The following is a 23,751-nucleotide window of genomic DNA, read 5'->3' as shown; positions in this document are numbered from 1 at the left end:
AGCATCATCCAAGGACTAGACCTCGGTGTGCACATTGATCCCGCTGGAGCGGGCCAGGTCCAGGACTGCAATCAGTTCCGGCCGGCTGCCCCAGTACGGGGAACGAATCGTGGCCTTGCCGAGGTCCATCGTGGCCTGGTTCGCCACAAAGTCGAACACCGCGTTGGCTCCTTCACCCGTAGCAGCGGCCCCGCATGCCCTGCCCGGCTTCGGGGCGTCAGCCGAACAGGGCAGCGGCCCGGGACAGGGTCTGGAAGACTCCGTACGCCAGCGGCACACCCACCAGCAGCCAGCTCAATGCGACCCGTGCATTCGCGGATTTTTTCATTTGTGCTCATCCTCCATCTCGGTTGCTGTGACCGGACCGGTTCCCGTCTGCGGCTCATGGTGCTTCGCGTCGACCGGACGCACCAGCAGGTTGGCGATGAAGCCGATGACCAGGAGTCCCACCATCGTCAGCAGGGCCGGCTGATAGGCCCCGGCATCCAGTTCACCGGGCGTGCCCTGGGCATCCAGGAAGGAGTTCACGATCAGCGGTCCGGCAATGCCGGCAGCGGACCAGGCCGTGAGCAGCCGGCCGTGGATGGCGCCCACCTGGTAGGTGCCAAAGAGGTCCCGCAGGTAGGCCGGCACCGTCGCGAAGCCGCCACCGTAAAAGGACAGGATGACGAAGGCCAGCAGGACGTACAGGATGGTGGAAACGCTTCCGAACAGGGAGAGCATCAGGTACAGCACGGCTCCGGCACCCAGGTAGACCATGTAAATACGCTTGCGGCCGATCACGTCAGAGGTCGCGGACCAAACAAAGCGTCCACCCATGTTGCCGATCGACAGCAGCCCCACGAAGCCGCCGGCCACCGCCGCACTGACCAGGGACACGCCGTCGGGCTGGCGGAAAAAGTCCTGGATCATCGGCGCGGCCTGTTCCAGGATGCCGATCCCCGCCGTCACGTTGCAGAAAAGCACGATCCATACCAGCCAGAACTGGCGCGTCTTGATGGCGTTTGCGGCGGACACGTGGTTGGTGGTGACCAGGGACTTGCTCGCCACCTTGGCCGGGTCGAATCCCTCGGGGCGCCATCCGTCGGCCGGCACCTTAATGGTCCATGCTCCGTACAGCATATAGACGAGATACACGGCCGCGAGGGTGAGGAAGAGCTTGCCGACAGCCTGCCCCGCCTCGCTTCCCGCAGTGCCGAAATCAGGGTCGTAAAAAGTGAGCAGGGCAGACGAGAGCGGACTTGCGATCAGCGCGCCGCCGCCAAAGCCCATGATGGCCATTCCGGTGGCCAGCCCCGGCCTGTCGGGGAACCATTTGATCAGGGTCGAGACTGGGGAAATGTACCCGATCCCCAGCCCTATGCCGCCGATCACTCCGTAGCCGAGGTAAAGGAGCCAAAGCTGGTCGGTGAATATCCCGGCTGCACCAACCAGGAAACCACCGGTCCAAAACACAGCGGACACAAACATCGCCTTGCGCGGGCCGTTCCGGTCCACCCAGGTGCCCATGACTGCGGCCGACAGGCCCAGCATGACGATGGCCACCGAAAAAATGATGCCGATCTGCGTCAAGCTTGCGTCAAAGTGTTCCACCAGTGCGTTTTTGTACACGCTCGTCGCATAGACCTGGCCAATGCAAAGGTGGACCGCCAGTGCTGCCGGCGGGATTAACCAGCGGTTGAAGCCCGGCGGGGCGATGGTGTTTTCACGGTCAAGCCAGCTCATCCATAACTCCCTCGTGCATGGTGAAGTGCCTGCAAACTGCCATTGCCGCCAGCATTCACCATGGCGCCCGCCGCCATTGCCCTGACACGCCGGGGGCACTAACTGAATTTCACCGCGGCCGCAACCTACCCGGCGGTAACTTATTTTCCGAAACCCTTGCTTTGTTACCGACCAGTAAGTTAGATGTAACGGAGATCACACTCCTGTCGGGGAAATCGTCATCAAAGAAGAGGCGCTTTCGATCCGGCGCCACTGAGAGTACCGAGCCCACCGGCACCTCTCGCACCCACCCAGCCGCGGGACCGGGTAGTGACCAGAAAAGGAATTTCAATGACGAGTTCTCCGTCCGGCAGGCCTAGTTCCCGCCCGCATATTCTCCTGACAGCCCTTCTAGCCCTGTTCCTGATCCTTCTCCTCGCCTTCTTCGTGCTCTTCAGCAGCAGGGTTGCCGCTGAAGCAACGGAACTCAGCGAAGGCGTCCACAGGCGCCGGCGACCTTAGGGAAGGGGCTGCAAAAGCCCGCGAAGGCGCGGAGAAGGTGTCCGCCGGGAGTGACAAGGTCGACGCCGGTGCAACCACTTTGGCCAGGGGCATAACCTCCGCCAAGACCGGTGCGGTATCCCTGAAGGACGGTGCGGTGTCCTTGGATGAAGGGGTGCTGAAGCTGCAGACCGGTGCCGTCTCCGCTTCGGAGGGCGCGCTTAAGCTCGCCACCGGCGCCGGGACAGCCAACGCGGGTGCGGGACAACTTGCCAGCGGGGGCATCCAACTCCGCGACGGGGCCGTACGGGCCTCCGACGGTGCCGGCCAGCTCGCCGCCGGTTCCGGAGATCTGGCCACCGGAGCGCTCAGCGCCGCCGAAGGGGCACAAACACTGAACGCAGGTGCAGGACAGCTCAACGACGGCGGCCTCGCTCTTCGCGACGGCGCCGACAAAATCACCGGCGGAGCCCAGGAGCTGAACAACGGCGGCCTCAAGCTCCGGGACGGTGCCAAAGCAGCCAGCGACGGCGCCGGAAAGCTCGCCGCAGGTGCCGGAGTGCTCAGGTCCGGTGCTGCTGACGCAAAAGCCGGTGCAGGTAAGCTGGAGACCGGAGCCGGGAATGCCAAGGACGGAGCCGCCGCCCTGTCAGCCGGCACAAACCAGGTTGCTGTCGGCGCTGCCGGCATCGAGGACGGGAGCCTGCTGCTGCAGGAAGGCGCCAAGCGCGCCGACGACGGAGCGCAGGAGATTGCGTCCGGTACCGGCGTCCTGAAGACCGGCGCCGATTCCGCGAACACCGGAGCCAGGAAAGTGGCCGAAGGTGCCGCCGGGGTCAATGCCGGAGTCTCCGAGCTTGCTTCGGGCGCCGAAGCGCTCCGGGGCGGCAGCACCACGCTCCGCGACGGAACCGCAGCTGCAGTTCAGGGCACCAAGGACCTCGTGTCCGGCGCCAACCGCGTCAACGCCGGCGCCGAGCTGTTGGGGGACGGCGTGGACAATGCTGCGGGCGGTTCGGAAGCCCTGGCGCAGGGTGCACGGGCCCTATCGAACGGCGTTAACGCCCTGGTCGACGGCGGACCGCAGCTGCGCGACGGTGCAGCAGCCCTTGCTGCCGGCATACCGGCCGTCCAATTCGGCGCTGAGAAGTTGGCAGCCGGTGCCGACGCGGTGGCCGCGGGGGCAGGAAATGCTTCAACGGCCGCTGCCGATATGGTGGCGAAACTGCAGGCGCTGCAGAATGACGCCGCCACGCTTACCGACGCTGAGCTTGCCAGCCGTCTGGCTGCAGTGACCGGGCAGGCGGAAGCTACCAGGACGGGCGTGGACACAGTCGCCACCGGGGCCGCGAAGTTTACCAACACCTATAACAGTCAGCTCAAGGATGGGTTGGAAACGGTCCGTGCAGGTGCGGTCACGGCCGGTGCCGGCGCAGCTGCCCTCTCCGATGGCGTCCCGCTGGTGCAGGACGGCGGAACCCAGGTTGCCGCCGGAGCAGAAACCCTCCACGGTGGAATCCTCGCCATCAAGGCCGGCTTTGACGGCCAGGGAACGGCCGAAGAACCCGGACTGCGTCAGGGTGCGGCAGGAGTAGCCGAAGGTGCAGGTCTGCTCGCTGAGGGCGCGCTGGCCCTTCGGGGCGGTGCGCAGCAGGTCCTCGACGGCGCCGGGGCGCTGGAGTCCGGCATCGGCCGGCTGTCCGCCGGATCTGCTGCTCTGGAAACCGGATCCGAGGATCTGGCAACCGGCAACGCGCAGCTTGCCGACGGTGCCGGCAAGCTCAACACCGGCGCATCGGCCCTGGCGGCGGGAACGCCGGACCTCGCCCTCGGCGCCGGTGACCTTGCTACAGGTGCCGAAAGGTTGAACGCCGGAGCAGGAGATCTTTCCACCGGCGCCTCGGACCTGTCGGCCGGACTCACGGCGCTGCGCGCCGGTGCCGGGGACCTGGTCAAGGGCAACGGAGCCATCGCTGAAGGCGCGGGAACCCTGAATGCCGGGGCGGAAACCCTGGCTGCGGGTACCCAGGCACTGGAGGCCGGTGCCGGCCAGCTGGCGACCGGCACCGGAACACTGACCACCGGGGCTGAGAGCCTCTCCGCCGGAGCCGGGGAGCTTTCCGACGGGCTCGGAACGCTGCGTGCCGGAGCCGGCACATTGGCGGAAGGCAACGGCGTCATCGCTGAAGGGGCAGGCAAGCTTAATGCCGGCGCCTCCGAACTGGCCGCCAAGACTCCGGAACTGGTTGCCGGCGCGGAAAAGCTCGCCACCGGCGCCCAAACCCTCTCCACCGGTCTTGGCACGTTGGAAGCCGGAGCAGCAACGCTTGCAGAGGGCAACGACAAGCTGGCAACCGGCGCCACCACGCTGGCGGAAGGCACCAGCAAGCTCGTCACCGGCAGCGGAAGCCTCGCCGAGGGTGTCGTGAAACTGGACGACGGCGGCAAGACACTCACCGCCGGGACCGGCGACCTGTTGGACGGCGCCACGGAGCTGGCCGAGGGCAACAAACTCGCCGAAGGCAGCGAGACGCTCGACGGCGGCAACGGACAGATCTCCGAAGGCGCCGACACGATGCGGGCCAGCACCACCGCCATGACCCCCGGTGAGATTGTCACTTCGCCGAAGGTCCTGGCCGTGCTCATCCCGCTGCTCCTGCTGATGGTCCCGCTCATCATGCTGGCCAGCGGCCGTTCCCGCCGGTCGCAGCACTAACCCGGCGGGACACCACTACCCACGCGTCAGGCGGGGCCGCAATTACGGCTCCGCCTGACGCTGTTTTGTGTTCCGTTGCTGTTGGTCCCGGCCCCTAGATTCGGTGGCGGGGTTCAGCATCGGCAGTGCCGAAGGGGATTGGCCGGAGCCTCAGGTGCAGGGCTCCGCTGTCCAGGGTCTCGGATTCAAGGAGCCGGAAACCGGAGGGCACTGCCCCGGTGTCGAAGAGGCGCTTGCCGGCTCCGACCACGACCGGAAAAACCAGCAGCCTGTATTCATCCACCAAGCCCGCGTTGTGCAGCGTGCGGGCCAACTGGTGGCTGCCGTGGACCTGGACCTCGCCGCGGCGGTTCCTCAGCGCCGCAACCGCCGGGAGCAAATCCCCGGTCAGCACCTTGGTGTTGTGCCAGGTCGGGGTGGCTGCGCTCGAGGTGACCAGGTATTTCGGCAAATGGTTGAAGGCATAGGCCACCGGATCGTTCGGATCTTCGACAGCCTCCCAGTACGGCTGCAGCATTTCGTAGGTGCCCCGCCCGAGAAGCAGCGAATCCCCCTGGCGAACCATCCCGTGACGGTCCGGCCCACGCCCGCATCCACATGCGGCGCCAGCCATCCGCCGAGTTCGAACCCGCCGGAGCGATCCTCCTCCGCGGCACCCGGCCCCTGCATCACACCGTCCAGACTTAGGAAGATGTTGAGGGAAAGCGTCATGGGCGCCAATTTACGCCGCCCGGCAGGCCGGCGATACGCGTCCCCCCGGTTTTGGCCACGGATGGTGCGTGCGGAAACTAAGCCCAGGTGTGCGGAGCCGGACGGCGGGTGCTCGGCAGGGCGCCGTCCTCCCGCCATTGCCGGATCCACTCGGGCAATTCGAGGTCCGCCGGCGGCTGGACCCCCGCCGCCTTGAAGATCTCCTCGTTGCTCACCGGCCCCTTCTTGGACACGAAGCGCGCGGCGATGTACGCACGGGCGTAAATTTCGCCGTCGGCCACCATCCGCTGCTCGATGTAGCTGGCGCGCTCATCAAACCCGATGACCTTGGTTTCGATCGTGTAGCGCTGGCCCAGTTCAAGCGATTTACGGAAGCTGATGGTCTCGTTTCCCACCACGGGGTTCCAGCCGTTGCGGCGCATGGCGGCCCAGAAACCGCTGCGGACCATCAGGTCGAAACGGCCCAGGTCCATCAGCGACAGGTACATCCCGTTGTTCAGGTGCATGGCGACGTCGATGTCCGTCGGCAGCACCCGCATGGGCAGCGACGACGTCTCAAAGAAGCCCATCTTGGGACGGCGGCGGGCGCGGAAGAGGACCAGGAGGGTGCGAAGGAGAAGATGCATGAACGCTATATTACTGCTCAGTAACTTAGTTGTCCTGCCCGGCTCTTCGCACACCCTCTGTGGCGCCGCCCGGCGCCGTGCAGCGCGCCCAGACTCAGTCCGCGGCAGTAATGAGCCCCTCGTCCAGCATCCAGTTGTAGGCCACGTCGGCCGGGTCTTCGCCGAGCACATCCACCCTAAGGTTCAGCTGTCGAAGCACCTCGTCGCTGAGCAGCGGCGTTACCTGGGCAAAACGGTCCTCCAGCTCCGGATACTCCTTCAGGGTTGCGGTATTGAAGACCGGAGCTCCGTTGTAGGCCGGAAAGAAACCCCAGTCGTCTTCCAGGACCGTAAGGTCCAGGGAATCGATCCGCCCGTCCGTGGTGAAGACCTCTCCGAAGTTGCAGGCACCCTCATCCGTGGCGGAGTACACCGGCCCCGTGTCATAGATGCCGATGTTCTCCTCCGGCACCCCGTCGGCAGTTCCGCGGGGAATTCCGTACGCCTCGGCCATCGGATTGAAACCGTCCGGCCTGGAATTGAATTCGGGCTCCAGGCAGAAGGTCCGTTCCTGGACCGGCAGGGCGGCAATTTCGGACATCTTGGTGATCCCGCCCAGCTCCCCCACCGCTTCGCTCCGCACCGCCATCGCATAGGTATTGTTCATCGGCGCGGGCTTGCCCCAGGTCAGCCCGTTGGCAAGGTCCGCGTCATAAACCGCCTGCCACTGTTCGGTCTGGTCCGGGATGGCCGTTTCCATGCCCAGATAGGTGATCCATGCACTGCCGGTGTATTCCCAGGCCATGTCCGCCTGGCCGCTGAGCATGAGTTCACGCACGGGCTGGCTGCCGGGCACGTTCGCCAGGTCCGTGACCTCAAAACCAGCCGCCCGGGCGGTCAGCACAGCCACCTTTCCCAAAATCAGCTGCTCGGTGAAGTTCTTGCTGACGACGGTGAGCTGCGCGTCGCCGGGCAGGTCCTCGATGGGGCGGATGCTGCCCGGATTGCTGTCCGGCGTGTAGGACGCTGCGGGCTGCAGCCCGCATCCTCCCAGGAGCAGGCCGACGACGGCGGCTCCGGCCGCCGCCAGCGCCCTGCGGTTGTTCCTGCCGGCATTCGTGCCAATGCTGTGCATGTGTTCGATGCCCATCTCATAGTCCTTTCGGGCGGGCCAGCTGCTCGGCCACCCTGCCCAGCCAATCCACGGCCAGGGCCAGCAGCGCCACAAGTACCGCACCGGCAATCAACACCGTGGTCAGGTTCAGGTTCACGCCGGTGGTGATGAGGATCCCAAGACCCCCGCCGTTGATGAAGGTGGCAAGTGTGGCGGTTCCCACCAGCAGCACCAGCGCAGTGCGCACTCCGGCCAGCATCACCGGAACCGCCAGCGGCAGTTCCACTTTGAACAGGACTGCGGTGGAGCTCATGCCCATGCCGCGGCCCGCTTCGACCAGCTGCCTGTCCACCTGCTGCAGCCCCACCATCGTGTTGCGCATGACCGGCAGAACCGAATACGCGACCAGCGCCACCACGGCGGCCCAAAAACCGAATCCGAGCCAGAAGGCAAGGAGCACCACCAGGCCAATGGCGGGAGCGGCCTGGCCAATATTGGCCAGGGCCATGGCCGGGCCGGTCAGCTTCCGCAAGGGGCCGCGCGTCAGCAGCACACCGGCGGGAACTGCTATGGCCAGGGCGATAACCGCGGCGACAGCAGTCAGCGCCAAGTGGTCCACGGTGTAGCCCCAGAGCGCGCCGGGCTCCAGAGTGGTTTGCTCAGTGGCGGTCAGGTCAGCGGTCAGCAGCCAGAGGACCAATGCCGCAAACCCGATGCCAATGGCTGCAAGCTGCAGCCCGAGTGCCCGCCAGGGAGTTGGTTTAGCGACGGTTTCGGCTGCCAGGGCAGCAGTTGCCGGCGCAGCGGTTTCACCCGCGGCGGCGGCCGTTCCGGGAACCCCGGCCGGTGAGGTTCTTTCCGCGGTGCTCATTCGCGGCCCCCGGCGGATGTGGCTGGTTCAGGCACGGATCCTTCACCGCCGTCGTCGTACTGATGCGCCCGCTCGATCAGGCCGCTGTTGATGCCCACCGGAGCTGCCGAAGCCCCCTCAAGCGCCGCTTCATGCGCATCGGTGATGGCCTGCATCACGGTTTCAACCGTGATAAGCCCCAGGAACACATCGCGGGGCCCGGTCACCAGAGCCGCGCCGGCACTGGAAACCAGCATGGTGTCCAGCGCGTCGTTGAGGGTGGCGCGGTCACCAATCACCGGCAGCTTGGAGTCCACCGTTGACGACACCCGTTCCAAGCGGCTGAGCTGGCGGCGGGTGAGCCACTGAATCGGCCGGCGCCGTGAATCCAGGACAACGGCCTGCTGCGCCCCGGCACCCTGCAGACGGGACATCACGTCGCTGGCCAGATCGCCCGGGGCTGCGGTGAGGGCTGTTTCCAGCTCGACTTCATTAACCCGGGTCAGGGTGAGCTGCTTGAGGCCGGCACCGGAACCGATAAAGTTTTCCACAAATTCGTTGGCCGGATTGGCCAGGATCCGCTCCGGGGAGTCGTACTGGACCAGCTGCGCCCCCTCATCAAAGACGGCGATCCAGTCGCCGAGCTTCACGGCTTCATCGAAGTCATGGGTGACGCAGACAATCGTCTTGTTCAGTTCGGACTGGATGTTCAGGAGTTCGTCCTGGAGCCGCTGCCTGGTGATGGGATCCACGGCACCAAAAGGCTCATCCATCAGCAGGACGGGCGGATCCGCTGCCAGTGCCCGGGCCACGCCCACCCGCTGCTGCTGCCCGCCGGAAAGTTCGCGGGGATACCGGTCCCGGTACAGGGCGGGATCCAGGGAGACCAGCTCCAGCAGTTCGTCCACCCGCGCAGCGATCTCCGCCTTGCTCCAGCCGAGCATTTTGGGCACGATCCCAATGTTGGCTGCCACGGTCATATGGGGAAAGAGCCCGCCGGCCTGGATCACGTAGCCGATCCGGCGGCGCAGCTTGTCGCCATCCATGGTGGTGACGTCTTCACCGTTGAGGACAATGCTGCCCTCCGTCGGCTCGATCAGGCGGTTGATCATTTTGAGTGTGGTGGTTTTGCCGCAGCCCGAAGGGCCCACGAACATGACGATGCTGCCCGGCGGGATTTCCAGGGTCAGCCCTCCCACGGCCGGCTTGGCCTGGCCGGGATACTGCTTGGTGACGTTGTCCAGCAGGATGCTCGCACCGGTGTTCTTTCCAGCGGTTCCGGCAGCGCCGGGCGTGACGGTTTGGGTCTCAGACACGGATACCTCGCGGAGTTGTGAGCCGGCCGAGGCCGACAAGGAATAGGTCAAGGATCAGGGCCAGCAGGATGACGCCGACGACGCCGACAGCCACCGATTCAATGGAGTTGGCACCGCCCAGCCGGGAGAGGCCGTTGAAGATAAACCCGCCCAGGCCCGGGCCCAGTGCGTAGGCGGCAACGGCGGCGATGCCCATGACCATTTGGGCGGACACTCGCACACCGGCCAGGATGACCGGCCAGGCCAGCGGAAGTTCCACGGTCAGCAGCGTGCGCAGCCGGCTCATGCCGATTCCGCGGGCGGACTCCACCACGGACGGGGCGACGCCGGACAAACCGACGACGGCGTTGCGCAGGATGGGCAGGACCGCAAAGAACGCCACCACGACGACGGCGGGGGTTGGGCCGAAGCCCAGCGGGGCGATCAGCAGGCCGATCAGGGCGAAGGACGGGATGGTGAGGCCAATGGCCGAGAGGCTGTTGGCAACACTGCTTAGCGTGGTGCTGCGGTAGACCAGTGCTGCCACGACAACGGCCAGGACGGTAGCGAGGAGAAGGCACTGGAAGACCAGGCTGAAATGCTGCCAGCTGGCAAAGAGGATTTGTTCCGCCCTGTCGCGCACGAATTCCAACACATCAAGACCTTCTTCACATCAGTTACGTATTGTTCACCATGCCCTTTTCGGGCCGGGAATTTCCACTGGCCAACGTAATGGCCTGCGGTTGCTGCGGCCCGTTTATTACCCGCGTCCGGGCGAACCGCAACCTTTTCGTAACAGTCCTTAGCACAATGAATGTGTGCTCTTGTTACGTGATTTTTGACTTTATTGCCTAAACCGATGGCGGCTTCCGCTGAGGGCCCGCCATCGTGCTCGGATGGTGTGGTTATTCCGGGGTAGTTGTGGCGCCCGCCGGACTCGCGGAGGTTGCCGTCCGGATGACTCGTCCCGGCAGCGGTGGAGCCGTGGAACGGTAAACGTGCCCGGTGGGCGTCTGCGTCCGGACCGTGTGCCGGGGTGCAGCAGAGTGCGGATCCCTTGTTCCGTCCACTTGGACCGAAGAGCTCCAGCCGGGCGCTTCCTTGGCCTGGTTGCAGGCCTCGCACAGGCCCTGAACGTTGTCGACGCTGGTTTTCCCGCCGTCATGGAAGGGACGGACATGGTCAAAATTCCGGATCGGAGCTCCACACCAGGGCATCCGGCACACCTGGTCACGGACTGCGATGAACCGGGCCATACCGTCCGGAACCAGCCGCGCCCGGGAGTCCATCCCCACGAGCTGCCCGGTGGACGGCGCCGTGTACAGCCGGCGCAACCACACCTGCCTGGCCTTCTCCGATTTAGAGCCGGCTACGCGCGGCGCCGTGCTTATTCGCTGTGCCGCGCTGAGGAAGTGGCTGGGTCGGGGCTTTCGCCCGTGCGGGTATCGCTGCGGACCATATTTCGGGCAGTCTGAGCGGGAATCATCCCATACCCGGGCAGCACCGCCGGCTCTGCGGCTCCAGCCAGCAGCGTCCGGTCCGTCATGACCAGCTGCACTTCGATCCGGACGTCCTCGGCATGGGCCTGCCCGGTGGTGCGCTCCACCAAGGAGTCTGCCATGATCTGCCCCTTGGTCCGGACGTCTCCGGCGGCCCGCAGCCGGTCGGCTTCCCGGGTCAGGGCCGCATAGACACTCACCCCCTGGGCGACCGGGAGCAGGGCGGTTACATAGGTCATGGTGTCCGGTGCCGGCCGGCAGGACACGAACCGTTCCGACACCGCTTTGGCGGCCCGGTTCACCACGGCGTGCGGGTCCAGCGCATAGGACAGCGTCTTGATCCGGGCAACCAACTGCCGGTCGCCCAGCTGTTCCAGGCCGGCCAGGTTCCCCGCCACCTGCTCGTCGATCCGTTGCCGGTCCTCCAGCGTCAGACACGCGGTCTCCCGCACCAGAAGGGTTGCCCGCCACTCGCTGATTACGCCCAGTGTCAGGGCATGCAGGGTGTGCGGCATTTCCCGGGTCAGAATCCGGGCCAGACCCAGCAGCCGGGTTCCGCGGGCGGGCGACTCCCGGCGGGCGAACCCAATCTGCGCACCGACTCCCTTGCCGAGATGCTCCGGCCGCACACCGGCCGCTGACTGGGCTCGCCGGGTCATGGCGTCAAATACCGCCGCGGCCCGGGCCTGCGCCGCCGAAGCCGCCGCTTTGAGTTCCTCCAGGGTCCGGATCTGATCGATCAGGGAGGTCAGAAGATGTTCATCCGGAGTGGAGCGGGATTCCGGCACAGCAGAACCGGCAGAACCGGCCAGGGTACCGGTCCAGCGCTTCACGAGGGCGGCGTCCGGGGTCAGCACCGAATTATCCGAATCAGCTCCTTCACTGGTTCGGTCATCGGCGTGATTTCCACCCTCCGGCGTCACTTCGTACATGTGTTCTATTTTATCCCCACAACCGCACTATCCCGGGGTTAGTGGAGCCGCAAATTCACCTTTTCAGTACCGGACTTTTGGCCAAAATTACTCAGAGTAATCAGTGCCACGCAACCATTTTTCAAACATCGGCAATCACGATTCGAGCCGCTTCCTGGAGGATAGGGGTGGTGACGATCACGGTTGCTGCACCGAAAAACTCTGCGTCAGTGGATACCTCGCCGCCCAGCTTGCCGACTGAGTAAACTCCCAACTCCAAATCAGATTGGGAGCTTGTTGGGAGTTCACAAAACCTAGGCTGGATGGCCGGCATCAAGGATGCTCAAGACCTTTCGGCCCCGTAAAAGGTTAGGATTACCCTAAGCACTTTGGGCGGCTGCGCTCCTAAGTCTGGAAAGGACTGCACGGTTCCCGGCCGGCCCAAGGACCCCCCACGTCCCGTAATGGAGCCCGAATGTCAGAACGCACAACCCAGTCCACCAGAATCTTGCAGACAGCAGCGGCGCTGGGAATGATCAGCGCCCTCGTCGGTTGTGCCGGAGAGCCCGTGCCGGCTGCATCCCCCGGGGACGGCAGCACAAATCCCGCCGCGGAGAACGCCGCCGGGATCACCGCCGAAAAGGTGGCCCAGGTCAGTGAGGTTCACCCGGAATCGGGAATGACCCTGATCGAGGGGCCCACGTTCGGGCCCGACGGCGGCCTGTTCGTCGTCGACGTGACCGCTCCTCCGGGCGACCCCAAGGTCCTCAAGGTCGATGTCGGGGAAGGCAGCGTCGAGGGGATCTACACGGACGAGGCCAGCGCCTTCACCTCGGCGCAGTTCAGCCCGCAGGACGGGCGGCTGTACCTGACGGACTATGTCGGCGGAAAGGTCCAGAGCATCACTGCCGAAGGCACGGATCCGCAGACGTTCTTCGCCGGCGACGTGGACGGCACGCAGATGAAGCTCGACGACCTTGCCTTTGACGCGGACGGACACCTTTTCCTCAGCGACACCACCGGCCACGACGGTCCGGCCGAGGAAGCACAGGGAAGGGTTGTAAGGCTCGACAAGGACACCGCCGAACCGACAGTTCTGGCAAAGGACCTCCCGGCCCCCAACGGAATCTCCTTCACCGAGGACTTCAAGGGTCTGTGGGTCAGCCAGTACTCGGCAAACCGAGTTGACTACCTCGGCCTGAACGGGGACCGGACCGAAGTGACAACCTCGCATCCGGGCCTGCACTTCAGCGGCGGCAAGAGCCAGATCGATTCCAACGCAGTGGATGCCGACGGCAACATCTACCAGGCTGTGCACGGCCAGCCGAGCATCTTCGTCTACAGCCCTCAGGGCAAACACCTCGCCACGGTCTCGGTTCCGGACGACGCCGCCGGGGGCCTGTCCTCCGCCACCAACGTGGCGATTAATCCCGGCAGCACCGAGGCCTACATGACGGTCAGCGGGGACGACGGCGGCTTCGTTTACTCCTTCGAAGCCCTCGGCAGCGGGATCCGCCAGTCCAACGGCGGCTGACCGGAACAGCGGCCGGGTTCCCGCCGCTACCGCTTCGTCAACGCGGCCTGCAGGTCTTTCCAGGCACCGGTGGACCACAGCGCCCAGATCACCAGCAGCGGCTGGAAGAACAGCCGCACCAGGCGCTTTCCGTCCGTGTCGAGGCCGAAGGCATCGGTATGGGTCAGGTACTGGGAAATATTTCCGGGAAAGATCACGACAAAGAACGCCGCCGCGGCCAGCCCGACGGGCACCCGGCGCTTGCGCAGCAGGATCAGCGCCGCGCCGAGGCTGAGCTCCGCCACGCCTGAAAGCAGCACCACGACGTCGTCATCCACCGGCACCCAGCCCGGCACCTGGGCCTGGAATTCCTCACGCGCAAAGGTCAGGTGCGAGGTGCCGGCGAAGGCCAGGAAGGCGCCAAGGGCAATCGCTCCGGCCCGGCGGCGCTTGGACGTGGGCGGAGCCGGCTTGGCAGCGGCAGTGATGAGATGTGAGACGGGCATGAAACAAGCCTACGTGAGCCGGTTGTAGGCCAGCTGTGCCAGGGCGGCGGCTTGGTCGCCCAGCACCGAGTCATCGAACAGCACCCGCGGCGAGTGGTTCCAGGCAACAGTGTCCGGGTCCAGGCCCGGCGGCGTCGCTCCCAGGAAAATGAACGTGCCCGGAACTTCGTTGAGGACGAGGGAGAAATCCTCCGAGCCCATCAGCGGGTCCCGGGATTCCAGCACCCGGTCCTCACCGAAAACCTCCCGGAGTCCGGTCAGGGCTTCCTGCGTCCGGCCGGCGTCGTTGCGGGTTACGGGATAACGGACGGTGAAGTCCACGTCCACGCTGCACCCGTGGGCGGCGGCGATTCCCTCGGCCAGCGTCCTGGACTCCACCACTACCCGGTCCAGCGACTCTTCGGACAGCGTGCGCACCGACGCACCCAATTTGGCCGTGTCCGGAATGACGTTGATCGCCTCACCCGCTTCGAGCTGGGTCACCGTGAGCACGATCGGGTCAAAGGCTGAAAAGCGCCGGGTGGCCATGGTCTGCAGCGCCGTGGCAATTTCGGTGAGGGCGGGAACGGGGTCGACGGCGGTTTGCGGCTGGGAGCTGTGGCCGCCGGAACCCTTCACCGTAATCCGCAGCTCATTCGCACCGGCCATCAGTGTTCCCGGCTTGGTGCGGAAGACTCCCAGCGGACCGGGGCGCACATGGATGCCGTAGGCGGCGACGGGACGGTCCCCCGCGGCGTCGAGCACTCCCTCGTCCAGCATCAGGCTGGCACCGTCATGGCCTTCCTCGCCCGGCTGGAACATAAAGACGACGCTCCCGGCAAGGTCCTGCTGCTGTGCGCAGAGCAGCTTGGCGGCGCCCACCAGCCCGGCCACGTGCAGGTCATGGCCGCAGGCGTGCATATTGCCGTTGGTGGAGGCGTACTCCAGGTCGGTCAGTTCCGTGACCGGCAGGGCGTCCATGTCTCCGCGCAGCAGCACCGCAGGACCCGGCTCGGCGCCGCGCAGCACTGCGACCACGGACGTCGACTTCACGCCCAGCCTGACTTCCAGTCCCAGCCCGTCCAGGGCCGCCAGGATCTTTTCCTGGGTCCGGGGAGTTCGAGCCCGGTTTCCGGCTCCCGGTGCAGGGCACGCCGCAGTGCCACCAGTTCAGGGAGAATCGCCTGTGCTTCATCAACAAACATGCTGTGTCCTGTCATCTGCGCCGATGCCCGGCCGTCGTTGTGCCCAACTTGCTACCTAAGGCAGTAAACCATCCCTTTCCCGCCAGCACAGCCGCGGCGGCCCTCCGGAGCGGTCGCAGCCCGCGCATCATCCGTGCGGCGGAGCCGCCGCCGGAGCCGAAATCGTAGACTGGGCTGCATGATTGAGACCGTGGATTCCGACCCCGGCACCGGCGGCGCGGACCCGGCAGCCGCTTACGGCCGCGCCGGCCCAGCCTCCGGCCCTGGCAAAACGGTGACGACTGGGAGCGCCCGGGACCCACGCGGGAGCAGCTGCGGCGGGACATCCTCGGCACCGCCGTCGTCCTGCTGCTCAGTGCCCTCATGCTCGAGAGCATCCGTGGTTTCGGCGGCATGGGCGCAGAGGACCATCCGTTCTGGCTCCAGCATCTGGTGATGGCGCTGATGGTGCTGCCGCTGGCGGTGCGGCGCCGCTTTCCGGTCACCGTCCTGCTCGTGTCATCGGCGCTCTTCCTGGTACTGGGCATGTACATGCCCATCCTCGCCGTCCAGCTTGCCTTCCAGGGGGCGTACTTTGCCGCCATATACTCGGGAGTGGCCTGGGCCCGGAACCGCCGCCTGCTGCGCCTGGCCCTGGTGCTGGTAATAGCGGCAATGGCCCTGTGGCTGCTGTTGTCCTTCACCGTCAGCAATGCCTATGAGTCCCTCCTCCAGGAACTGCAGGAACAAAGCGAACACTCCAGCGGCCTGCTGCCGCCGATGGTCTCCTACGCCATCTTTACGTTCCTCCTTAACGCGGCCTACTTCGGCGGGGCGATCCTCTTTGGCATCATCTCCTGGCGCAGCGCCCACCAGCGGGAGCAGCTCGCGCAGCAGTCGGCCCAGCTGGAGGAACAGGCCGCGGAGCTGGCCCGGCAGGCCGTGATCGACGAGCGCCTGCGCATCGCCCGCGAACTGCACGACGTCGTCGCCCACCACATTGCGGTGATCGGCATCCAGGCCGGTGCTGCCCGGCGGGTCCTGGAGAAGAAACCCGCCGCGACGGCCGGTGCCCTGCAGACGATTGAGGCCTCGTCCCGGGATGCGGTGGCCCAAATGCGCTCCCTGCTCGGTGTGCTGCGCAACGGGCAGGAAACGGCCACCGAATTCGACGGCGGTGCCCACCGGCACCCCGAGCCGGGGCTGGCTGACCTGCCGGCACTGATTGCGGAACATGAGGCGATGGGGCTTCGGGTGTCCTTCCATCAGGCCGGTGACCCGGCATCGATCATCGACCGCATCTCCGCGCCGCTGGGCCTGTCCATTTACCGGACCGTGCAGGAATCGCTGGCCAACGTACGGCGGCACTCGACGGCGGGGTCAGCCGTGGTCGCGCTGCGGACCGGCAGGTCGGAAGAGGGTGAATGGGTCGAAGTTGAGTCAGTCGACGACGGCCGGCCGCGGGCAACAAACACCGCCGGCTCGGGGTTTGGCCTGCGCGGCATCCGCGAGCGGGCCGCGCTGCACGGCGGCTCTGCCGAAATCGGTCCCCGGGCAGGCGGCGGCTGGCGGGTCCGGGTCCGCTTCCCCGTACGGTAACCTTCTGCTTTCGGGCCGCTTGACCGGGGTACGGTAAGTCCGGGGCCGGTGGGCACCCTGCCGGTTGCGGGCGGCCCTTCCCGCACGAAAGGGTGTGAATGCACACCATGGAACCTATCCGGGTCCTGTTGGCGGATGACCAGGCTTTGGTCCGGGCTGGCTTCGCCATGATGCTCTCCGTGGAGGACGAGATCACGGTGGTGGGGCAGGTCGCCAACGGCCGCGAGGCGGTGGACTTCGCCGCCGACCATCCGGTGGATGTAATCCTGATGGATGTCCAGATGCCGGTCCTGGACGGCATCCGGGCGACGGAAGCAGTGGTGCAGGCGGGAACCGCCAAGGTGATCATCCTGACCACCTTTGAACGCGACGACTACCTGTTTGACGCCATCCGCTCCGGAGCCAGCGGATTCCTCCTCAAGAACGCCGATCCGGATGACCTGGTGACCGCTGTGCATGCAGTCGCCGGCGGGCACGCCCTGCTCGCACCGGAGGTTACCGTCCGCGTGATTGAACGGTTCGCGCGCCAGCTCGGCGCCGAGTCGGCTCCGGACCCGGCCGCCGCCGGACCGGCACCGGCACGCCCGGTCCCGCCGGAAGAGGCACGGCTCCTGGCTTCCTGACCGCCCGCGAGCGGGAAGTGCTGGTGAACGTGGCCGCCGGCTGCAGCAACGCTGAAATCGCCGCCCGCATGTTCGTGGCCGAGGCAACGGTCAAAACGCATGTTTCGAATCTGCTCGCCAAGATCCAAGTCCGTGACCGCGTTCAGGCCGTGGTCTTCGCCTACGAGTCCGGCCTCATCCTTCCGGGGAGGCTCCCCCCGAAGGCTCCGGCACCCGGCGTCCCTGATCCCGGCCAGATTCACCCGCCCGGCCGATTTGCAGTGCTGCGCCCGCCCGTAAGGTCGAGGAAGAAGCTTTCCCTGACAACGCCCGGCCCGCCGGGAAAGGAGCAGCCACGATGTTGCAGGTCTCCGACCTCACCCGAAAATTCGGGGATAAAACAGCGGTGGACAGCGTCACCTTTGACGTCCCCGCCGGCCAAATGACCGGTTTCGTGGGCGGCAACGGCGCCGGTAAAACCACCACCATGCGCATGATCATGGGAGTGCTGACGGCGACCGCCGGCGAGGTGCTCCTGAACGGTTCACCCGTGACGGCAGCTGCCCGCGCCAAGTTCGGCTACATGCCCGAGGAGCGCGGCCTCTACCCGAAGCAGCCCATCCTGGACCAGCTGATTTATCTGGGGCAGCTGCACCGGATGAGTTCCTCGGCCGCCCGGCGTGAGGCCCTGGACCTGCTGGAGCGCTTCACGCTCGCGGACCGGTTCAAGGACAAATTGGAATCGCTGTCCCTGGGCAACCAGCAGCGGGTGCAGATTGCCGCGTCGCTGCTGCACCGGCCCAACGTGCTGATCCTGGACGAGCCGTTTTCCGGACTCGATCCCGCCGCCGTGGATTCCATGGTGGAACTGCTGCGCGAACGCACCCGCGACGGTGTTCCCGTCCTGTTCTCCAGCCATCAGCTGGACCTCGTGGATCGGCTCTGCGACAACCTGGTGGTCCTCAAAGCCGGAAAGGTCATGGCCGCGGGTTCCAGCGAACAGCTTCGGGCCAGTGTGCCCCGCCGGCACCGCATGACCGTTTCCCCGGATGCCGGCTGGCTCCGCGACGAGCCGGGGCTGCAGGTCATCGACGTGGCCGGGCCGACAGCAGTGCTGGAGTTCGACGGCGACGGCGCTGCCCAGCGCATTCTCGGCGCCGCCATGGCCCGCGGCACAGTTGAAGAATTCACGCCCCTGAGGCCGTCCCTCAGCGAAATCTACCGGGAGGTATCAGCATGAGCACCGTAGAGACCCGCCGTCCCGATTCCCCGGCTCCGCAGCGGTCCGATGAGACTGGCGGCAACACTCCGCCCTGGGCCATCGTCACTCTGCGGGAGGTCATGGTGAAGGCCCGCGACCGCAGCTACCTGATCTCCACCGTGGTCACCCTGGTACTGATTGTCGGCGCCGTCGTCTTCAACGCCTACATGGCCAACCGGGGCACCGACTACACCGTGGCCGTGGCTTCAGACTCCGCGCAGTCAGTGGTCGGGGCCGCGCACGAACTCGCCTCCGCGGAAAACAGCAACACCACGTTCGACACGGTCACCGCAGACTCCCCGGAAGCCGCACGGAACCTGGTCAGCGGCGGGGAAGCCGATGCCGCCCTGCTGCAGGGCTCCGACGGCACCTGGACACTGGTCGGCGGCGAGGACATCGACAACGGCCTGCGCACTCCGGTAGCCGAAGCTCTGCGGCTCAGCGTTATTAATGACAACGCCGAAGCCGCCGGAAGCACCGGCCCGGAGCTGCTGGCCGGCAGCGAGCTGCAGGAAGAACTTATCCAGGGCAGCGCCGAAAATGCCGTCCTGGCCACCGTGGTGGGCTTTGCGTTCAGCTTCCTGTTCTACATGTCAGCGATCATTTTCGGCATGGCCATTGCCAGTTCGGTCTTGGAGGAAAAGCAAAACCGGGTCGTGGAAATCCTGGCCACGGCCATTCCCATCCGGCAGCTGCTCTACGGCAAGGTGGCCGGCAATACGGTTCTGGCCATGGTCCAGCTGGCCCTGTACGGCGGCGCCGCACTGCTGGCGCTGAACATGACCGATACGGCGGACATGGTGGGGATGATCATCCCGGCCTCCGGCTGGTTCCTGGTGTTCTTCCTCGCCGGGTTCCTGATTCTGGCATCTGCCTGGGCAATGCTCGGGGCGATGGCCAGCCGCAGCGAAGACCTGAACAACAGCTCCACCCCGGTGCTTGCCGTGGTCTTTGCGGCGCTGTTTGCCGGACTCTTTGCCGAGGGGCAGCTGCTGGTCATCGCGTCCTATGTACCGGTGGTGTCCTCCGTGGCCATGCCCATCCGGATGCTCAGCTCCGAGGTTCCCCTCTGGGAGACACTCCTGGCCCTGGCCGTTGCACTGGCCGCGGCCTACGCCCTGCTGCGCTTCAGCGAGAACATCTACCGCCGCGCCGTGATGCAGAGCGGAGGCGCGCTGACCCTCCGCAAGGCCATGAAGCTGGAGTCCTAGATCGACCGCCGCATCAGCTCCGCCAGCGAGTTGAAGCGGTCATTGGCGGGCAGGTCATCGAGCAGGATGGCCTGCCCCTCCGGCCCGCACAGGGGAATGCGCCAGTTGGGATATTCAGTGCCCGTACCGGGCTGGTTTTGGGTCCGCCGCTCCCCCACCGCATCGGTCAGCGACACCCCGAGCAGCACCGACGGCGTCTGCAGAATCAGGGAATGCAGCGCCTCGACCGTCTCTTGAATCCGGTCCGCGCCGGCTTCCGGCCCGGAACCGGAGCCCCGCAGCAGTCCACGGCTGCGCAGCAAGGACAGGACAGCTTCCCGGGACGCCTCATCGGCCGCCCGCTCCTCTTCCACCGGACGGCTGAGCAGGCCAAGAGATGCCCGAAGGTCAACATGCTCGCCTGCCAAATAGCCGGCCGCCGGCGGCAGGTCGTGGGTGTTCACGGTTGTCAGTGCACCCTGACGGTATTCCTCCGGCAGCCTCGGGCCGTTTCACCCTGTTCAAACCACAGGATGGACGTGCCCAGCACGCCGCGATCTCCGAGATACTCCTGCACCCACGGTTCGAACACTCCCAGGTCCTCGCCCACGACGACGGCGCCGGCGCGCTCGGCTTCCAGCACCAGAATCCCGATCAGGGCTTCATGGTCGAAGTGGACATAGGCACCCTCACCCGGAGCCGACCCGGCCGGAATCCACCACTGCCGAAACAGGCCCAGAATGTGGTCCACCCGGATGCCGCCGGCATGCCGCAGCACGGTGCGCAGCATGTCACGGTAGGGAAGGTAACCCGCGTCGGCCAGCCGCTGGGGATGCCACGGCGGCTGGCTCCAGTCCTGGCCCCGCTGGTTCGAACATGTCCGGCGGCGCGCCCACCGAAACGCCGGGTGCCAGCACCGGCCGCAGCATCCAGGCGTCGGCTCCCGCCGGATGCACCCCCACGGCCAGGTCGTGCACCACGCCGATGGGCATCCCGGCACTGCGGGCTGCGGCCTGGACGTTTTCGAGCTGCTGATCGCAGGTCCACTGCAGCCACTTGTAGAACCGCACCCGGGGCGCCAGTTCTTCCCCGTGCTCCTGCACGTAGGAACTGTCCGGCCCCGTAATCTCCTGCCATTCGGGTGCCCCCGCCGGAAGGCTCTCCGCCAGTGCGCACCACAGGGCAAAGCTGTCCAGGCCCGGCCCTTCCTGGGCGCAGAACCGCTCGAACGGCTGTTCCCTGGCGATACTGCGCGGCACCGAGAAAATCTGTTCCAGCGCGGACAGCTTCGCCGCGTAGGTGGCATCCCGGTCCAGCAGATCGCCGGAGCGGTTCGCGGCCCGCAGGGCCCGTGCTGCGTCTTCCACCTCCGCCCGTGCGGGGCCGGGAAGATAGCCGTACTCCGGAACGTCTTCGACCCGGATGTAGAGCGGGTTGAAGAACCGCCGTGTGGCGGGCAAATACGGCGACGGTTCCAGGGGCGGAACCGGCTGGGCGGCGTGGAGCGGGTTGATCAGGATAAAACCGGCTCCGTGGCCGGCTCCGGAGAGCGCGGCCAGATCCGCCAGATCATTGAGGTCGCCAATTCCCCAGGAGCGGGAAGAGCGCACGGAATACAGCTGCGCCATCAGGCCCCAGGCACGGCGCCGGGCCAGTTCCGCCGCCGTCGTCAGCCGCGCCGGCGTAACCACGAGGACCGTGCCGGCCCGGATCCCGGCACCCTCGACCTCGAGGCGGTGCCAGCCCAGGGGCAGGTCTTCGGGCAGCAGCACGAGTGTGCGGCCGGTCCGGGTTCCGTCAATGTCCCGTTCCTCTTCGGGAATACGGGGCCACTCGAGCTGCCGCCGGCTGCCGTCCTCCAGGACGATCCATACGTCCGCCGGCATCCCGGCCGGGGTATGGATTGCCACGGAATGGCTGCGGCCCCGGCGCACGACGACGGCGCCGGGCAGCGTGCGGCGCCACTCGGCGAGTCGGCCGTCGGCCAGCGAAGCGGCCTGCTCTTCCTCCGTGTCCGCTGCGATGCCCAGGGCGGAGAGGACACGGCGCAGGGTCCCGTCCGAGACTTCGAGGGCGGTGCCGTTCCAACCCTTGAAAGTTGTCACCACGTGATGGTGCGCGGCGAGCTCGCGCAGGATGGTGCTGTTTCCGGTCGCCTGGCCAGAGGAATTCGTTACAGTCATGACAGCTAATCTGAGGGTTGCCGCGGGCCGCTGCCCAGCCCGCGGCAGTCAGCTGCGCTTTTCGGTAAGCCGCCACACGTCCTGATAATCCGGGTGGTCCTGGTAGGCCGCAGCCATCGCCGCCAGCGCCAGCGTTGTCCACTCCAGCTCATCCGTGAACTGCTTGCCCTGGCTGTCCGCGTCCAACACCATCCGGGCCAGCGCGTTGCGCCTCGCACCGCCAATAATCTCAATCAGCATCAGCTTGGCTTCGCATTCGCGCAGCAGCCGTTCCTCGTACCACCGGTCTGAAGGGGAAACGCCCCGCGCCGTCAGGAGCTTGCGGGACTCCGCGGCATCGTCCTGGAAGCGGGTCAACAGGAAGTCCACGATATCCATGTTCCTGATCGTACGCCGGGCCCGTCAGGGCGTCAGGGACACTGCCCGAAATCCGTGTGCCGAAGGCGGGAATAACTTCACCGGCCGTTTGGTTGACATAACTAGTCAAGCGAAAGAGAGTCTGTGCCAACGGTCAGCATGCCCAGAAAGCCCGCACGTTCGAAGACCACCCGCGTCAAGCGGGTCCGTAACATCCGCTCCATCCGCCGCGGTGACCACATTGAGGTCCGAAGCGGCAACGAACTCTACTACTCCGGCGAAGTCCGCGATACCGCGCCGGGACTGGGTACCCTGTGGATCCGCGGGGACGAGGGAACCCGCATCGCCGTCAGTGTTGAGGACTTCAGCATCTGGAAGGTCGTGGCCTAGCCCACGTTCGGGCAGCCAGGCGCAGCAGTGGAGGGCCAGCGCCGCTCAGCGGTCCATGAGGGCGCCGGCGCTGATATTCAGCGTGGCAGCGGTCATGCTGCCCGCCTTGTCCGAGGCCGCGAATGCTGCTGCGTTGCCGACTTCCTCCAAGGTGGCGGCCCGTTTCAGAAGCGTGGCCTCGACAATGCTTTTGGCGATGTCCTCCCGTCCCGCCAGAGCCGCCGGCAGGGACTCGGGAATTCCGCCGCTGCGCAGTGTGACTACGCGGATGCCGTGTTCCCCCAGTTCCACGGCCAGCTGGCGCCGCATTGCTTCCATGGCCTCGAACGCCGTGATGAGCCCGCCGAAGTAGTTCCCGGGGCTGGGGTTGCCGGATCCTCCGAACACCAGGATCACCCCCGACCGCTGCCGCATCATGTGCCGGGCCGCCGCCCGGGCGGTCAGGAAAAAGGTCTGCACCGCGGTGGAAACCGGACGCAAATAGTCCTCCACATACATGTCCACCATGGGTGAGCCCTGAACATCACCGTGCTGGATGACGTTCATGGAGATGTCCAGACTGCCGGCGGCGGCAGCCACGTCATCGGCGTGTCTTTCCACTGCCCGGGCATTGGTGGCATCCAGCAGGGCTGTCTCAACCAGCCCGCCGCTGGACCGGATATCCCGGGCCACAGCCTCCAGTGGCCCGGGGCTCAGCCCCGCCAGACAGGTGCGGGCGCCCTCCCGGGCGAAAGCCCGCGCAACCGCGCCGCCAATGGCTCCTCCCCCGCCGTAAATAACGGCGGTTTTCCCGTCAAGCAGCATGTGTGCCTCTTCGGTCCGCTGTGGCTGTGGATACCGTCAATAATGGCATTGAAGGGCGGCGGTGCACAGAACCCGGGTGCAGCCCCGGATTCCGTGCACTGATGTTGTCCGTGCGCCTCTTACCAGCGCACTTTTTCTCCCGCCGGCCCTGCTTGCCGTTGGCGTGCGTAGGCTTGTGGTCCCTGCCCAGGCTCTGCCATCCGGGAAGGGCACTTTTCGCCGCAGCGGCCGTCCCCTTCTCCGAAACCCCGGCGCCAAGCTTGGCTGCGGCGGCCGG

The 23,751-nt window shown here is 66.1% G+C and carries 24 protein-coding genes and 2 pseudogenes; 7 read left to right on the top strand and 19 right to left on the bottom strand.

Annotated elements, in window-relative coordinates; all coding sequences use genetic code 11:
* Nucleotides 1-15 precede the first annotated feature (15 nt).
* Genes OL239_RS02900 through OL239_RS02895 form a run of 3 tightly spaced genes read right to left on the bottom strand, consistent with a single transcriptional unit; the run spans nucleotide 16 to nucleotide 1,725 of the window.
* Nucleotides 16-159, bottom strand: coding sequence for a hypothetical protein (locus tag OL239_RS02900; protein WP_268910670.1), 144 nt, complete (start codon nucleotides 157-159; stop codon nucleotides 16-18).
* 58 nt (nucleotides 160-217) lie between these two features.
* Nucleotides 218-328, bottom strand: a complete 111-nt coding sequence (locus OL239_RS19960; protein ID WP_442864200.1) for an MFS transporter small subunit — start codon at nucleotides 326-328, stop codon at nucleotides 218-220.
* Nucleotides 325-1,725, bottom strand: coding sequence for an OFA family MFS transporter (locus OL239_RS02895; RefSeq protein WP_268910669.1), 1,401 nt, complete (start codon nucleotides 1,723-1,725; stop codon nucleotides 325-327). Before OL239_RS02895 ends, OL239_RS19960 begins: the two co-directional genes overlap by 4 nt.
* A 538-nt stretch (nucleotides 1,726-2,263) precedes the next feature.
* On the opposite strand from OL239_RS02895, the gene OL239_RS02890 reads away from it, so the two are divergent.
* Nucleotides 2,264-4,921 (top strand): beta strand repeat-containing protein, encoded by a 2,658-nt coding sequence (locus OL239_RS02890; protein WP_268910668.1) that lies wholly within the window; start codon nucleotides 2,264-2,266, stop codon nucleotides 4,919-4,921.
* Between the two features lie 94 nt (nucleotides 4,922-5,015).
* Here OL239_RS02890 and OL239_RS02885 read toward each other — a convergent pair whose 3' ends face one another.
* The 9 genes from OL239_RS02885 to OL239_RS02845 all read right to left on the bottom strand — a co-directional run bounded on the left by OL239_RS02885 (nucleotide 5,016) and on the right by OL239_RS02845 (nucleotide 12,180).
* Nucleotides 5,016-5,486, bottom strand: coding sequence for a dihydrofolate reductase family protein (locus tag OL239_RS02885; protein ID WP_268910667.1), 471 nt, complete (start codon nucleotides 5,484-5,486; stop codon nucleotides 5,016-5,018).
* A gap of 223 nt (nucleotides 5,487-5,709) precedes the next feature.
* Entirely contained in the window at nucleotides 5,710-6,258 is a 549-nt protein-coding gene (locus OL239_RS02880) for an acyl-CoA thioesterase (RefSeq protein WP_268910666.1), read from the bottom strand.
* A gap of 94 nt (nucleotides 6,259-6,352) precedes the next feature.
* Nucleotides 6,353-7,387: a glycine betaine ABC transporter substrate-binding protein gene (locus tag OL239_RS02875; RefSeq protein ID WP_268910665.1), complete on the bottom strand. Its 1,035-nt coding sequence runs from the start codon at nucleotides 7,385-7,387 to the stop codon at nucleotides 6,353-6,355.
* A 1-nt stretch (nucleotide 7,388) separates the two neighbouring features.
* The gene (locus tag OL239_RS02870) at nucleotides 7,389-8,222 is read right to left on the bottom strand and encodes an ABC transporter permease (protein ID WP_268910664.1); all 834 of its coding nucleotides are present in this window, start codon (nucleotides 8,220-8,222) and stop codon (nucleotides 7,389-7,391) included.
* On the bottom strand, nucleotides 8,219-9,517 hold the full coding sequence (locus tag OL239_RS02865; protein ID WP_268910663.1) for an ABC transporter ATP-binding protein: 1,299 nt from the start codon (nucleotides 9,515-9,517) through the stop codon (nucleotides 8,219-8,221). Before OL239_RS02865 ends, OL239_RS02870 begins: the two co-directional genes overlap by 4 nt.
* Nucleotides 9,510-10,151, bottom strand: a complete 642-nt coding sequence (locus OL239_RS02860; protein WP_268910662.1) for an ABC transporter permease — start codon at nucleotides 10,149-10,151, stop codon at nucleotides 9,510-9,512. The genes OL239_RS02865 and OL239_RS02860 overlap by 8 nt, the downstream gene beginning before the upstream one ends.
* 250 nt (nucleotides 10,152-10,401) lie before the next feature.
* Nucleotides 10,402-10,836 (bottom strand): HNH endonuclease, encoded by a 435-nt coding sequence (locus OL239_RS02855; RefSeq protein WP_268910661.1) that lies wholly within the window; start codon nucleotides 10,834-10,836, stop codon nucleotides 10,402-10,404.
* Between the two features lie 47 nt (nucleotides 10,837-10,883).
* On the bottom strand, nucleotides 10,884-11,927 hold the full coding sequence (locus tag OL239_RS02850) for a DUF222 domain-containing protein (RefSeq protein WP_268910660.1): 1,044 nt from the start codon (nucleotides 11,925-11,927) through the stop codon (nucleotides 10,884-10,886).
* A 121-nt stretch (nucleotides 11,928-12,048) separates the two neighbouring features.
* Complete coding sequence (locus OL239_RS02845; protein ID WP_268910659.1) at nucleotides 12,049-12,180, bottom strand: hypothetical protein; 132 nt, start codon at nucleotides 12,178-12,180, stop codon at nucleotides 12,049-12,051.
* Between the two features lie 201 nt (nucleotides 12,181-12,381).
* Between OL239_RS02845 and OL239_RS02840 the strand changes: the two genes are divergently transcribed.
* A complete protein-coding gene (locus tag OL239_RS02840; RefSeq protein ID WP_268910658.1) occupies nucleotides 12,382-13,440 on the top strand; it encodes an SMP-30/gluconolactonase/LRE family protein in 1,059 nt (352 codons plus the stop codon).
* Between the two features lie 26 nt (nucleotides 13,441-13,466).
* Here the strand turns inward: OL239_RS02840 and OL239_RS02835 are convergent, their stop codons facing one another.
* Complete coding sequence (locus tag OL239_RS02835) at nucleotides 13,467-13,925, bottom strand: DoxX family protein (protein WP_268910657.1); 459 nt, start codon at nucleotides 13,923-13,925, stop codon at nucleotides 13,467-13,469.
* Nucleotides 13,926-13,934: 9 nt separating this feature from the next.
* Nucleotides 13,935-15,109: pseudogene (locus OL239_RS02830) on the bottom strand (M20 metallopeptidase family protein).
* Nucleotides 15,110-15,421: 312 nt separating this feature from the next.
* Here OL239_RS02830 and OL239_RS02825 point away from each other — a divergent pair.
* From OL239_RS02825 to OL239_RS02810, 4 genes and pseudogenes are all read left to right on the top strand, one after another.
* Complete coding sequence (locus OL239_RS02825) at nucleotides 15,422-16,687, top strand: sensor histidine kinase (protein ID WP_442864274.1); 1,266 nt, start codon at nucleotides 15,422-15,424, stop codon at nucleotides 16,685-16,687.
* 107 nt (nucleotides 16,688-16,794) lie between these two features.
* Nucleotides 16,795-17,498 (top strand): annotated as a pseudogene (locus OL239_RS02820) (response regulator); the annotation flags it as partial.
* A gap of 149 nt (nucleotides 17,499-17,647) precedes the next feature.
* Entirely contained in the window at nucleotides 17,648-18,529 is an 882-nt protein-coding gene (locus OL239_RS02815; RefSeq protein ID WP_268910655.1) for an ABC transporter ATP-binding protein, read from the top strand.
* Nucleotides 18,526-19,761, top strand: a complete 1,236-nt coding sequence (locus tag OL239_RS02810) for an ABC transporter permease (protein WP_268910654.1) — start codon at nucleotides 18,526-18,528, stop codon at nucleotides 19,759-19,761. The genes OL239_RS02815 and OL239_RS02810 overlap by 4 nt, the downstream gene beginning before the upstream one ends.
* Here OL239_RS02810 and OL239_RS19270 read toward each other — a convergent pair.
* The 4 genes from OL239_RS19270 to OL239_RS02800 are packed head-to-tail and all read right to left on the bottom strand — an operon-like array spanning nucleotide 19,758 to nucleotide 22,301.
* Entirely contained in the window at nucleotides 19,758-20,204 is a 447-nt protein-coding gene (locus OL239_RS19270) for a 4-alpha-glucanotransferase (RefSeq protein ID WP_329609330.1), read from the bottom strand. The two genes, OL239_RS02810 and OL239_RS19270, sit on opposite strands and share 4 nt — an antisense overlap.
* A gap of 5 nt (nucleotides 20,205-20,209) precedes the next feature.
* Complete coding sequence (locus tag OL239_RS19265) at nucleotides 20,210-20,563, bottom strand: 4-alpha-glucanotransferase (RefSeq protein ID WP_329609392.1); 354 nt, start codon at nucleotides 20,561-20,563, stop codon at nucleotides 20,210-20,212.
* Nucleotides 20,532-21,923, bottom strand: a complete 1,392-nt coding sequence (locus tag OL239_RS19260; protein ID WP_329609328.1) for a 4-alpha-glucanotransferase — start codon at nucleotides 21,921-21,923, stop codon at nucleotides 20,532-20,534. The genes OL239_RS19265 and OL239_RS19260 overlap by 32 nt, the downstream gene beginning before the upstream one ends.
* 48 nt (nucleotides 21,924-21,971) lie before the next feature.
* Entirely contained in the window at nucleotides 21,972-22,301 is a 330-nt protein-coding gene (locus OL239_RS02800) for a DUF6221 family protein (protein WP_268910653.1), read from the bottom strand.
* A gap of 138 nt (nucleotides 22,302-22,439) precedes the next feature.
* Between OL239_RS02800 and OL239_RS02795 the strand changes: the two genes are divergently transcribed.
* Nucleotides 22,440-22,670 carry a hypothetical protein gene (locus OL239_RS02795; protein ID WP_268910652.1) on the top strand — a complete coding sequence of 77 codons (231 nt, stop codon included), beginning with the start codon at nucleotides 22,440-22,442 and terminating at the stop codon, nucleotides 22,668-22,670.
* Between the two features lie 45 nt (nucleotides 22,671-22,715).
* On the opposite strand, the gene OL239_RS02790 is transcribed toward OL239_RS02795, so the two are convergent.
* Nucleotides 22,716-23,474 (bottom strand): SDR family NAD(P)-dependent oxidoreductase, encoded by a 759-nt coding sequence (locus OL239_RS02790; protein ID WP_268910651.1) that lies wholly within the window; start codon nucleotides 23,472-23,474, stop codon nucleotides 22,716-22,718.
* Between the last annotated feature and the right edge of the window lie 277 nt (nucleotides 23,475-23,751).

The organism is Arthrobacter sp. ATA002 (assembly GCF_026898095.1).
Lineage (GTDB): Bacteria > Actinomycetota > Actinomycetes > Actinomycetales > Micrococcaceae > Arthrobacter_B.
This window is presented reverse-complemented; position numbering and strand designations above follow the sequence as displayed.